This window comes from Dactylosporangium siamense (assembly GCF_016862795.1).
Lineage (GTDB): Bacteria > Actinomycetota > Actinomycetes > Mycobacteriales > Micromonosporaceae > Dactylosporangium > Dactylosporangium siamense.
Map to the genome: position 1 here is coordinate 207604 of NZ_BONQ01000024.1, position 12715 is coordinate 220318.

Genomic DNA, 12715 nt, shown 5'->3' on the forward strand with positions numbered 1-12715 from the left:
ATGAGAGCCCGAGTCCTGGTGGTCGACGACGACCCCGCCCTTGCCGAGATGCTCGGCATCGTCCTGCGCAGCGAAGGCTTCCTCCCCTCCTTCGTCGCGGACGGCGAGCGTGCCCTCGGTGCGTTCCGGGACAGCCGGCCCGACATCGTCCTGCTCGACCTGATGCTGCCGGGGATGAGCGGCATCGACGTGTGCCGGTCCATCCGCGCCGAGTCCGGCGTGCCGATCGTGATGCTCACCGCCAAGAGCGACACGGTCGACGTCGTGCTCGGCCTCGAGTCCGGCGCCGACGACTACGTCATGAAGCCGTTCAAGCCGAAGGAGCTGGTCGCGCGCATGCGGGCCCGGCTGCGCCGCGGTGAGGACGTCGCCCCGGAGATGCTGACCATCGGGCCGCCCGGCAACCAGATCACCATAGACGTGCCCGCGCACACCGTGATGCGCGACGGCGAGGAGGTCAAGCTGACCCCGCTCGAGTTCGACCTGCTGGTGGCCCTGGCCCGCAAGCCGCGCCAGGTGTTCACCCGCGAGGTGCTGCTCGAGCAGGTCTGGGGCTACCGGCACGCCGCCGACACCCGCCTGGTCAACGTGCACGTCCAGCGGCTGCGCGCCAAGATCGAGCCGGACCCGGAGAAGCCGGAGATCATCCTCACCGTCCGTGGCGTCGGCTACAAGGCCGGCACAGGCTGAGTCCCGAACAGGTTCCTCCCGTGGTGCGCATCGACCCGATCATCGTGCAGGTCCGCCGCTTCAGCCGCTTCCGGCCGAAGCGGCTGATCCCGCAGACGGCCAGCCGGCGGTTGCGGCGCTTCTACGCCGCCGCCCGCCGGCAGTGGCGCCGGTCGCTGCAGTTCCGCGTCGTGGGCATCACGCTGCTGCTCTCGGCGATCCTGGTGTCGGCCTTCGGCTTCACGGTCGCGGCGCTGATCAGCGAGGGTGTGCTGAACACCCAGGAGAAGGCGTCCAAGGAGCGCATCCAGCGCGGCGCCGGGCAGGCCGCCCGCCAGCTGGAGGGCTACACCCAGGCCGACGACCCGGGGCTGCCCGGCAAGATGCGGGTCGTCGCGACGGACCTGGCCAGCTCGATGGACGTGCCCGACTCCGAGGTGGTCCTCCTGGGGCACAGCCCGTCGCTCGCGACCGCCTCGCCGGACACCAGCGCGGGCAACGTGATGCAGGAGCCGTCGATGCGCGAGCTCCGCGGGCTGGTCGCCGGCGACCGGCCCGGCACCTACCAGCAGATCGCGACCCTCGACGTCGGTGCGGGACCGACCCGTTTCCTGGTCGTGGGGACCCCGATCTTCACCGGCGGCGAGCCGCTGGAGCTGTACTACCTGCTGCCCTTGAAGGCCGAGAACGACCTGGTCGAGTTCGTCGCCCTGGTGGTGACGGCGACCGGCGTCGCGCTGGTGGCGCTGCTCGCGCTGATCGCGGCGATCATGACCCGGCTGGTGGTCAAACCGGTCCGGGTCGCGGCCCGCACCGCGCAGCGCCTCTCCGCCGGCCTGCTCGACCAGCGCATGCAGGTCAAGGGCGAGGACGACCTGGCCCGGCTCGCCGCCGCGTTCAATCAGATGGCGGCCAACCTCCAGCGGCAGATCGTCCGGCTGGAGGAGATGTCGCGCCTGCAGCGCCGCTTCACCTCAGACGTCTCGCACGAGCTGCGCACCCCGTTGACGACGGTGCGGATGGCGGCGGACCTGTTGTTCGCCTCCCGCGACGACTTCGACCCGGCCGCCGCCCGCAGCGCCGAGCTGCTGCAGGCGGAGCTGGACCGGTTCGAGGACCTGCTGACCGACCTGCTGGAGATCAGCCGCTTCGACGCCGGGTTCGCGGCCCTGGACGCCGAGCCCACCGACCTCGCGCCGGTCGTGCACCGGGTCGCCGAGCGGCTCGAGTCGCTCGCCGAGCGCTGCGGCGTACCGTTGAGCGTCGAGACCCCGCCGGACGGGGCGATCGCCGAGGTGGACCCGCGGCGCGTGGAGCGGGTGCTGCGCAACCTGCTCGGCAACGCCATCGAGCACGGCGAGGGCAAGCCGGTGGTGATGACCCTCGCCATTGACGACGCCGCCATGGCGGTGACGGTGCGCGACCACGGGGTCGGGCTGAAGACCGGCGAGGAGAAGCTCGTGTTCAACCGTTTCTGGCGGGCCGACCCGTCCCGGGCCCGGCAGACCGGCGGCACCGGCCTCGGCCTGTCGATCAGCCTGGAGGACGCCCGGCTGCACGGCGGCTGGCTGGAGGCGTGGGGCGCGCCCGGCAAGGGCGCCCAGTTCCGCCTGACGCTGCCGGTGCGCTCCGGCGACCGCCTGGTCTCCTCGCCGCTGCGCCTGGTGCCCGACGATGCCCGGGCCGACGAGGCCGCGCTGATCGGGGAGACGCCGTGACCCGGCTCCGCCGTCTCACCGCGGCCCTGGCCGTGACCGTCCTGCTGCTGGCGGGCTGCGGGCTGCCCGACCGCACCGACCCGAAGTACGTCGGCCCGGCGGTGGACCCGAAGCCGGCCCAGGACCGCGCCCAGGACCCGCCCCGGCCGGACGGCGCCAGCAGCCTGACGGACCTGGTGTCGCGGTATCTCATGACGTCCGTCGCCGGCAACGTCACCAGCACCGACGATCCCAACGCGATCTCCGAGACCCAGACGCGCATGAAGACGTTCATGAGCGAGCAGGCCGCCGCGCAGTGGCCGCCCCGGCCGCAGCTGCCCCTGATCGTGGTCCAGGTGGCCTACGACAAGGTCGAGACCGCGGCGGGCTCCGACAAGAGCAGCCTCACGGCCACGTTCACCGCGGTCGGCCAGTTCGACCGTTTCGGCCGCCTCGGGGAGGCGCAGGTCGAGAAGGAGACCTGGTCGGAGGTGTTCGAGGGCGAGCTGGTCAACGGCCAGCTGAGGCTCAGCAAGGTGCCCCCCTACATGCTGCTCAGCGTGGCGGGGCTCAAGGAGTGGTACCAGCCGCAGCCCATCTATTTCTGGGAGAAGGACGTCGAGGTGCCGAAACTGGTGCCCGACCTGCGGTACATGCCACTGGTGCTGCCGGCGTCGAAGCGGGTCAGCGAGGTCATGCGGTGGCTCACGACGGGTCCTTCGTTGTGGCTGGCCACGGCCGTGACCACGGTGTCGCCCGACATCGAGACGAAGGCCGACCCGACCGTGGGGCCCGACAAGAGGGTCACGGTGAACCTCAGTTCGAAGGCGGCCGGCAAGAGCCCGGAGGAACTGCGCAAGCTGTCGAGGCAGATCCGCTGGTCGCTGATGGACCATCCACCCGTGGAGCTGTCCTTCGAGAACGCCAAGGACACCATGAACGTCTCCGACGGCTTCGAGGACGACAACGCCGCCGTCGGCGACATCGATCAGGAGAAGTTCGTCATCGAGAACGAGGTGGTCCGGCCGGTCGACATGCCCGCCGGCGGCCCGCCCGAACTGTTCGCCCCCGGCCCGCTCAACACGGCGGTCGTCTCGGCCACGATCGACCGCGAGCACACGAAGGCGGCGCTGGTCCGCAAGGCGCCCAACAACAAACAGCAGCTGTGGGTCAGCGTCGCCGACCCGAAGGCCGAGCCGAAGTACGTCGTCGTGAACGAGATCCCCGCCGCCGCCGCGCTGAGCCGGCCGGCCTGGATCAGGCGTCCGGAGCCGCGGTTCCTGGTCGCCGACGGCTCCCGGCTCTGGGCGGTCACGCCACCGGCGAAGGCCGGCGACCCGGTCAAGGCCGAGGTCGTGCCCGGGCCCAACGAGACGGTGCTCACCAACGTCTCGGCGTTCTCGGTGGCGCCCGACGGCCGGCGGATCGCGCTCATCGTCGACAACAAGGCCATGGTCGCGGCGCTGCGGTTCGAGAACGGCAGGCTGAGCCTCGGCGGCGAGCAGCGCCTGGTGGCCAACTCCCTCGGCGACAACCAGGCCATCGGGTGGATGACCGAGACCACGCTCGCCATCGGTGGCCGGGCGAACCTGGCCAACGGCTCCTACACCGCCGGAACCTACTCGCTGATCTCGACCCGCATCGACGGCACCGGCGAGATGCCGCTGCCGCTGCTCAAGCCGAACGTCACCGGCGGCTACACCGTCACCCAGCTCTCGGCGCGGACCAACGACCCGACCGAATCGCTGCAGGTGCTGGTCCTGTTCGAGGCGAACCAGACGGCGCGGGTCGTGTATGCCAGCGAGACCCAGGAGATCAACCTGACGAACGCCGGCCCGTCACCGACAACCTCCGCGGGTCAGCAGCCGAAGCGGGCGCTGTCACCGTTCTACGCGGACTGAGCGGTGCCGTGTTCCTCGCCGACCTCCTCGACCTGGTGCTGCCCGCCACCTGCGCGGGCTGCGACGAGCCGGCGACCGGACCGCTGTGCGACCCCTGCCGCGCGGCCCTCGCCGCCGTCCACCCGGGCCGCACCCGGCCGGTGCCCGAACCGCCGGGACTCCCGCCGGCCTTCGCCCTCGCTACGTACGCCGGTTCGCTGCGGCGGATGCTCATCCAGTACAAGGAGCGCAACCGGCACGAACTGACCCCGGTCCTCGGCGGCCTCCTGGCCAGGGTGGTGTCCGTCGCCGTGCCCGGAGGCCCGGTGACCATCGTCCCGGTGCCCGCCACGGCGGCCGCGGCCCGGCGGCGCTTCGGCGACCACATCGACCGCCTCGCGCAGGACGCGGCCGGGGTGCTGCGGCGGCGGGGCGTCGACGCGCGCGTCTCGGGCCTGCTCCGGGCGGTGCCGAAGCGCGAGGACTCGGCCGAGCTGTCCGCCGCCGACCGGGCCCTGGCGGCCCGGCACGCGTTCGCGGTGCGGGACCGGCGGCCGGTGGTCCGGGGCGCCGTGGTCCTCGTCGACGACATCATCACCACCGGATCGACCCTCGCGGCGTCCGCCGCCCGCCTCTCCGCCGCCGGGGTCCGTGTTGACCGTGTCGCCGTTCTGGCCGCTACGCAGCGTGCTGCGTAGAACACGCCTTTCCTGCCACTTTGAGCGGAACGTTACTTCGTGCGCCACTCGGGGTAATCCGGCAGGAGGGTTTCAGGAGTTGAATGGAGAGTTCTTGTGAACCGGGGGTGACTAGTGGCTGTCCTCGGTTTAACGTCGAGAGACGAGCTGACCGATGAGCCGACCGACGACCGTTTACGGCGTTCGCGAGGCGCCGGTTTCGGAAGGGAGGAACCTGCCCCATCCGTTTCGGTCGCGTGCCGCGTGGGCTCAAGCCTCTGGGGAGGCGCGATCCGGCCGAGCAGTCCAGACAACAATCCCGAACCCAAACCCGATTCTTTGATAGACCCGTGGGGGAGGCCAGGAGTGGACATCGTCGTCAAGGGCCGCAACGTCGAGGTGCCCGACCATTACCGGCAGCACGTCGCAGACAAGCTGCAGAAGGTCGAGCGATACGACCACAAGCTCATCCGCGTCGACGTCGAGTTGTTTCACGAGCGCAATCCGCGCCAATCCGATCACTGTCAGCGGGTGGAGATCACGTGTGTCTCCCGGGGGCCGGTGATCCGGGCCGAGGCCTGTGCCGCCGACTTCTACAGCGCACTGGACGCCGCGATCGCCAAGCTGGACAGCAGGTTGAGCCGGGCCGCCGATCGGCGGCGCGTCCATCGGGGACGGCACGCGCCGGTCTCCGTCGCCGCGGCGACCGCGTCGCTGGCGTTCACCCAGCCGGCACCGGTCGGCGTCGCCACGCTCACCGAGGTGGACGCCTTCGAGCTGGTCGAGGAGCAGGATGACCAGCCGTGGCACATCGTCCGGGAGAAGGAACACCCCGGCGAGCCGATGACCGTGGACGACGCGCTGTTCCACATGGAGCTGCTCGGCCACGACTTCTACCTGTTCAACGACAAGGAGTCGGGCCGGCCCAGCGTCGTCTACCGGCGCAAGGCGTACGACTACGGGGTCATGAGCCTCGGCATGTGAGCGCCGCATCGGCGGGCCGGCGCGAACCGGCCCGCCGAAGCGCGACCCTCAACGGACTACAGGTCGCGGGCCAGGACGGCGGTGTCCGGGTAGTCGGCGAAGACGCCGTCGAGCCCGGCCGCGAGGAAGGTCCTGACCTCGCCGATCACGTCGCCCCACGCGTTGGGGTCGGTGCCCTTGCGCAGGTTCAGCGGCAGGAACTGGTTCTCGTTGCGGAACGTCCAGGCGTGCACCTTCAGGCCGCGCGCGTGGGCGTCGCCGATCAGCGGGGTCGGCTGGAGCAGGTTGCCGGCCGCGTCGCGGGCGATGACCAGGTTCTTCGTCGCGCCCACCCCGTTCGTGAACGTCTTGAGCCAGTCCAGCCCGGCCGGCTTGGCCAGGTCCGCCCAGGTGCGCGGGTCGCCGCTGCTGCGGAAGTCGAACGGCGAGCCGACCGCGTCGAGCAGCACCACCGACGGGGTGTCCACCAGGCCGCGCAGCTTCCTGATGCTGGTCGGCTCGAAGGACTGCAGGAAGACGTGCGCATTGCGGCCGGCCAGCCCGTTGCGCTTGAGGATCCGGGCGAGCAGCGGCTCCAGCGCGAGCCCGATGGACGTGAAGTACGTGGGGTGCTTCGTCTCCGGGTAGATGCCGACCCCGGCGGACCGGGCGAGGTCGATGACCTCCTGCAGGGTCGGGATCTGGAACAGCCCGTCGTAGATCGTGTTGTGCGTCCGGACGGCGGGCAGCCGCTCGACCGCGCGCAGCGTCTTGAGCTCGGCGAGGGTGAAGTCCTCGGTGAACCAGCCGGTGACGCTGACCCCGTCGATGGTCTTCGTGGTCCGGCGCGCGGCGAACTGCGGCTTCGACGCCACGTCGGTGGTGCCCGAGATCTCGTTCTCGTGCCGGGCGACCAGCTGGCCGTCCTTCGTCGGGACGAGGTCGGGCTCGATGAAGTCCGCGCCCAGGGCGATCGCCAGGCGATACGAGGCCAGGGTGTGCTCGGGCCGGTGCCCGCTCGCGCCGCGGTGCCCGATGACGAGCGGCCGGGCGGTGCCCTTCGTGGGCGCCGGAGGCTTGGTGGTGTGGGCCGCTGCCGGGCTGACGAGGGTCTGTGGGAGGACTGCGGCCCCGGCGGCCACTCCCATGCCGGAGATCACTGCACGTCGACGCATGCCCCGACTGTCGCGGGCGCGCGGCAACGCCGCATGACGGCTAGGTTGCCGCCGGGCGCAGCTTGGCGAACTGGACGTTGTCGATCCGGGTGCCGTCCGGCCCCGGCAGCCGGGCGAGCTGCAGACCCTCGCGGTGGTAGCCGGCCGCCTCGAGGACCCGCATCGACGCGATGTTGTCCGTCGCGGTGCCGGCGATCATCCTCGCCATGCCGATCTCGAAGCCCCAGCCGGTGACCAGTCGGGCGGCGCGGGCCGCGTACCCCTTGCCGCGCGCCGGTGGGGTGAGGCTGTAGCCGATCATCGCCTCGCGCAGGGCCGGCTCCGAGTAGAACAGCGCGATCTCGCCGAGGTAGGCGCCGGTCGCGTCGCGGATGGTCATCTCGGCGCGCTGCCCGGCGAGCCACCTCGACACCGACTCGGCGCACTGGCGCGTGACGATCGCCGGGTCCGTCGGCGCGCTGGCGACCGACCTGCCGCTGACGTCCGGGAGGCTGCGCATCCGGTACGTGTTGAGCCCGTCCTCCTCGACGATCGGCTGGAGCGTGACGACGCCGTCGGTCAGCCGGCCGCCTGGCAGGTCCGGCAGCACCCTGGCGCTCGGGCCGGGTGGATCATCCGCGGTCCGGGCCCACACGACCATGTCCTGCCAGCCGCCGTCCCGGGTCCGGCTCGAGGCGCGCGCGATGCCCTCACGGAGGAACCCGCCGGCCACCGCGACCCGCTGGCTGGCGCCGTTGGTCAGCGCCGTCACCAGGTACACCCGCCGCAGCCCGGAATCGAACAGCACGGTGCTGAACCGCTCCAGCGCGGCCGAGGCGACCCCCTGGCGGCGGGCGTGCGGCGCGACCCAGTAGCCGACCTCGACGGTGCCGTCGCCGCGCGGGGTCGAGCCGATGGCGCCCAGGACGCGGTCGGTCTGCGGGTCGACGACCGCGAGGTCCCCGGGCTTGGCCCGGAAGAAGGCCAGGGCGTCGTCCCTGGTGTACGGCTGCGGCAGGAACGGCAGGTAATGGGCGATGACCGGGTCGCCGCACGCCTCCGCCACCGCGTCGGCGTCATCGTCCCGCCAGTGCCTGAGCGCGATGGTCATGTGAGGTCCTGCCGCAGCAATGTGGCGACCCAGCCGTCGAGCCGTATGCCGCGTTGCTCGCAGCTGTCGCGCTGGATCCCTTCGACCACGAACCCCACCTTCTCCGCCACCCGCCTCGATCCGATGTTGCCCACGTGCGCGCGCCAGACGATCCGGCCCAGCCCGAGCCGGTCGAAGCCGAAACCGCAGATCGCCCGGGCCGCCTCGGTCATGAAACCCTTGCCCCGGATCCACGGCGCCGAGGAGAAGCCGAGCTCGGCGGTCACCGGGTCGAGCGGGTTGAACCGCAGGTCGATGGTGCCGGCGAACCGGTCGTCGGAGTCCGCCAGCACGAAGCCGACGCCGGTGCCGCGCAGCCAGCCGCTCGGATACCGGTTGTGGATGAAGTCGAGGGCCTGCTCGGGGCCGTAGTCCAGCGGTACCGACGTCCACTGGACGGTCTCCGGGTCGCGGAACGTCTCCACCAGGTCGTCCAGGTCGCCGTCGCGGGCCAGTCGCAGGGTGCCGGGTCCGGCGGGCAGGCGGACCGGGGGATTGCCGAACGTGTGGGCGCGCAGCGAGCCGGGACCGCCGGGCCCGACCCACGGCGGTGGCGTGTCGCAGACCTCGCCGGGTAGCAGTACCCCGTGCCAGCCGTCGACGAAGCCGCCGTCCTTGGCCTTCAGCAGCGCGCGCACCACGCCGTCGAACGTGAAACCGATCCGCTCGGCGCTGAGCTTCGAGGCGTGGTTGCCGACCTCGGCGCGCCAGATCAGCTTCGTGAGGCCGAGCACCTCGAACGCCCAGTGCGCGACGGCCCGCCCGGCCCGCTCGGCGACCCGCCGGCCGCGGGCCCACGGCGCCACCCAGGTGCCCAGTTCGGCCTGCTTGTTGGGCAGGTCGAGGGTGACCAGGCCGGCGGAGGCGAGCAGTTCACCCGTGCGGGCGTCGAACACCCCCAGCGGTGCGGAGGTCTGGGTGGCCCACGCGGCCCGCGACATCTCCCGCACGTAGCCGGCAGCGTGCTCGCGCAGGTAGGGCACCGGGACCATGGTCCAGCGCTGGATCAGGGGATCCTGGCAGGCGCGGAAGACGTCTTCGGCGTCGTCCTCCTGCCAGGCGCGCAGGACGAGCCCGTCGCCGGTGGTCAGTTCGATCGGCTCCATGACCGCCGATCCTGCCCCAAATGTGTCTGCTGTCGGCGGATATTCTTCGGTACCGTCGGGCGATTTATACCCATTTGGCCATCAGTGTCCGTAGAGTAGGCGGGCAGGGGCGGCAGTTCGGCGGAGAAGCCGCCTACGATGGGTCGCAGACGTTTGAGGGAGCGCTGACCCGTGTCGATTTTCGAGAAGATCCTCCGCGCCGGCGAAGGTCGCCAGGTGCGGCGGTTGAAGGCTGTCGCTGAAGCCGTCAACTCGCTGGAGGAGGAGTACGCCGACCTGTCCGACGAAGAGCTGGCCGACATGACGAACCAGTTCAAGGAACGGCTCGCCGACGGGCAGACGCTGGACGACATCCTGCCCGAGGCGTTCGCGGTCGCCCGCGAAGCCGCGTCGCGGGTGCTCGGACAGCGCCACTACGACGTGCAGGTCATGGGCGGCGCCGCCCTGCACTACGGCAACATCGCCGAGATGAAGACCGGTGAGGGCAAGACGCTCACCTGCGTGCTCCCCGCCTATCTCAATGCGCTCTCGGGCAAGGGTGTGCACGTCATCACCACCAACGACTACCTCGCCCAGCGCGACGCCGAGTGGATGGGCCGCGTGCACCGGTTCCTCGGCCTCACGGTCGGCACGGTGCTGCCCAACCAGCCGTCCTCGGCGCACCGCGCCGCGTATGACTGCGACATCACGTATGGCACCAACAACGAGTTCGGCTTCGACTACCTGCGCGACAACATGGCGTGGTCGCGCGACGAGCTCGTGCAGCGGGGTCACAACTTCGCGATCGTCGACGAGGTCGACTCGATCCTCATCGACGAGGCCCGCACCCCGCTGATCATCGCCGGCCCCGCCGAGCAGTCCGCGCGGTGGTATCAGGAGTTCTCCCGCGTCGTCAACCGCATGAAGCGCGGCAAGGACGGCGACGGCGACTACGAGGTCGACGAGTCCAAGCGCACCATCTCGGTCAACGAGCGCGGTGTCAGCAAGGTCGAGGACCAGCTGGGCATCGACAACCTGTACGAGTCGGTGAACACCCCGCTCGTGGGCTACCTGAACAACGCCATCAAGGCCAAGGAGCTCTACAAGCGCGACAAGGACTACGTCGTCAACGACGGCGAGGTCCTCATCGTCGACGAGTTCACCGGCCGCATCCTGCACGGCCGCCGCTACAACGAGGGCATGCACCAGGCCATCGAGGCCAAAGAGGGCGTCGAGATCAAGCAGGAGAACCAGACGCTCGCGTCGATCACCCTGCAGAACTTCTTCCGCCTGTACTCCAAGCTGTCGGGCATGACGGGCACCGCCCAGACCGAGGCCGCCGAGTTCAACAAGGTCTACAACGTCGGCGTCATCAGCATCCCGACCCACCGCTCCATGGTCCGGGTCGACCACCCCGACGTGATCTACAAGTCGGAGAAGGCGAAGTACAACGCCGTCGTCGACGACATCGTCGAGCGGCACGCCCTCGGCCAGCCGATCCTCGTCGGCACCGTGTCGGTGGAGAAGTCCGAGCTGCTGTCGCAGCTGCTGCGCAAGCGCGGCGTCGCCCACGCGGTCCTCAACGCGAAGTTCCACGCCAAAGAGGCCGAGATCATCGCGCAGGCCGGCCGCAAGGGCGCCGTCACCGTCGCCACCAACATGGCCGGTCGTGGCACCGACATCCTCCTCGGCGGCAACGCCGAATACCTCGCCGCCGCCGAGCTGCGCCAGCGCGGCCTGACCGAGGAGGAGACCCCGGACGAGTACGAGTCCGCCTTCTCCGACGCCCTGCCCCGCTGGGAGAAGCTCGTCGAGGACGAGTCCGACGAGGTCACCGACGCCGGTGGCCTCTACGTCCTGGGCACCGAGCGGCACGAGTCCCGCCGCATCGACAACCAGCTGCGTGGCCGCTCCGGCCGTCAGGGCGACCCGGGCGAGTCCCGGTTCTACCTGTCCCTGCAGGACGAGCTGATGCGCCGCTTCCGGGCCAGCGCGGTCGAGGCGGTCATGGACCGCTTCAACATCCCGGAGGACGTGCCCATCGAGTCCAAGATGGTCACCCGCCAGATCAAGAGCGCCCAGACCCAGATCGAGGCCCAGAACGCCGAGATCCGCAAGAACGTCCTCAAGTACGACGAGGTCCTCAACAAGCAGCGCAAGGTCATCTACGCCGAGCGCAAGCGCGTCCTGGACGGCGAGGACCTCAGCGAGCAGGTCCGCAACATGATCGACGGCACCGTCGGCGACTACGTCGTGGCCGCCACCTCCCTCGGCGAGACCGCCGAGGACTGGGACCTCGAGCAGCTGTGGACCAACCTCAAGCAGCTGTACCCGGTCGGCGTCACCATCGAGGACCTGGAAGAGGAGGCCGGCGGCTCCCTGGACCCCGAGTTCCTCAAGAACCAGCTCATCGACGACGCCCACGCCGCGTACGACCGCCGCGAGGAGGAGCTCGGCGCCGAGGCCGTCCGCGAGCTGGAGCGCCAGGTCCTGCTCAACGTCATCGACCGCAAGTGGCGCGAGCACCTTTACGAGATGGACTACCTGCAGGAAGGCATCACGCTGCGGGCCTACGCGCAACGCGACCCGGTGGTCGAGTATCAGCGCGAAGGCTTCGACATGTTCCAGCAGATGCAGGAAGGCATCAAGGAAGAGGCCGTCGGCTTCCTCTTCAACCTGGAGGTCCAGGTCGAGGAGGCCCCCGCGCCGCAGCTGGACGTCGCCTCCGCCGCCGAGACCGGCGCCAGCGTCCCGCTGCCCGAGCCGCACGTCGAGATCCGCGCCAAGGGCCTCGGCGGCAACCGGATGCCCCGCGCTCTGCAGTACTCCGCTCCGACGATCGACGGCGAGGCCGGTGTCGTCATCGAGCAGCAGGACGAGGCCCCGGCCCTCGGCCTCGGCACCGGCACCGGCACCGGCACGCGTGCCACCCCGCCGTCCCCGGGCACCGGCGTCCGCCGCTCGGGCCCGGCTGCCCCGTCGGCCGCCCGCAAGCCCTCCCCGGGCCAGGCGGTCGCGAGCAACGGCCCGTCCCGCAACGCCCCGTGCCCGTGCGGCTCCGGCAAGAAGTACAAGCGCTGCCACGGCGCCCCCGGCGGCGCGTGACCCGTTCCACTCTGGACGCCCAGCATCTCGGCTCTCCGCCGAGCGGCTGGGCGTCCGGCTTTCCCCGCCCTGCCGGCCGGCTCGCCCCCAGGCGACCTTTCGACCAAGCTTCAGGCCCACCCCGGTGCGCGCTCTCGACGCGCGGCAGGCACTGCGCCCACCGTGACGCTTCTATGGGGGTGGTGATCGGGCCCGGGGTTCGAGATCCGTCAGGTTCGATGTCGGTCGTGTGGGTGTGACTCCACTTCGATCTGACCGCGGTGACGTGTGTCGTTCTCTTGACCTGTCCATCCGCGCGGCCGGCGTCGACCCGTGCACCGTGCTGGCCTGATCAG

At 70.7% G+C, this 12715-nt stretch carries 9 protein-coding genes; 6 read left to right on the plus strand and 3 right to left on the minus strand.

The features are described from left to right. From mtrA to hpf, 5 genes are all read left to right on the plus strand, one after another. A complete protein-coding gene (gene mtrA / locus Dsi01nite_RS07890; RefSeq protein ID WP_203845362.1) occupies positions 1 to 690 on the plus strand; it encodes an MtrAB system response regulator MtrA in 690 nt (229 codons plus the stop codon). A gap of 20 nt (positions 691 to 710) precedes the next feature. Beyond that, positions 711 to 2387 (plus strand): MtrAB system histidine kinase MtrB, encoded by a 1677-nt coding sequence (mtrB, locus tag Dsi01nite_RS07895; protein ID WP_373318739.1) that lies wholly within the window; start codon positions 711 to 713, stop codon positions 2385 to 2387. Beyond that, complete coding sequence (locus tag Dsi01nite_RS07900; protein ID WP_203845363.1) at positions 2384 to 4267, plus strand: LpqB family beta-propeller domain-containing protein; 1884 nt, start codon at positions 2384 to 2386, stop codon at positions 4265 to 4267. The genes mtrB and Dsi01nite_RS07900 overlap by 4 nt, the downstream gene beginning before the upstream one ends. 8 nt (positions 4268 to 4275) lie before the next feature. Further along, entirely contained in the window at positions 4276 to 4944 is a 669-nt protein-coding gene (locus tag Dsi01nite_RS07905; protein WP_239135758.1) for a ComF family protein, read from the plus strand. A 345-nt stretch (positions 4945 to 5289) separates the two neighbouring features. Continuing rightward, positions 5290 to 5907 carry a ribosome hibernation-promoting factor, HPF/YfiA family gene (hpf, locus tag Dsi01nite_RS07910; protein WP_203845364.1) on the plus strand — a complete coding sequence of 206 codons (618 nt, stop codon included), beginning with the start codon at positions 5290 to 5292 and terminating at the stop codon, positions 5905 to 5907. A 56-nt stretch (positions 5908 to 5963) separates the two neighbouring features. Here hpf and Dsi01nite_RS07915 read toward each other — a convergent pair whose 3' ends face one another. From Dsi01nite_RS07915 to Dsi01nite_RS07925, 3 genes are read right to left on the minus strand one after another with little or no spacing between them, the layout of a single operon-like run. After that, positions 5964 to 7061, minus strand: a complete 1098-nt coding sequence (locus Dsi01nite_RS07915; protein WP_203845365.1) for a glycerophosphodiester phosphodiesterase — start codon at positions 7059 to 7061, stop codon at positions 5964 to 5966. A 40-nt stretch (positions 7062 to 7101) separates the two neighbouring features. Continuing rightward, complete coding sequence (locus Dsi01nite_RS07920) at positions 7102 to 8151, minus strand: GNAT family N-acetyltransferase (RefSeq protein WP_203845366.1); 1050 nt, start codon at positions 8149 to 8151, stop codon at positions 7102 to 7104. Then, complete coding sequence (locus tag Dsi01nite_RS07925) at positions 8148 to 9296, minus strand: GNAT family N-acetyltransferase (RefSeq protein WP_203845367.1); 1149 nt, start codon at positions 9294 to 9296, stop codon at positions 8148 to 8150. The genes Dsi01nite_RS07920 and Dsi01nite_RS07925 overlap by 4 nt, the downstream gene beginning before the upstream one ends. Before the next feature lie 171 nt (positions 9297 to 9467). Here Dsi01nite_RS07925 and secA point away from each other — a divergent pair, with 171 nt between their 5' ends. Beyond that, positions 9468 to 12380 (plus strand): preprotein translocase subunit SecA, encoded by a 2913-nt coding sequence (gene secA / locus Dsi01nite_RS07930; protein WP_203845368.1) that lies wholly within the window; start codon positions 9468 to 9470, stop codon positions 12378 to 12380. Positions 12381 to 12715 lie beyond the last annotated feature (335 nt).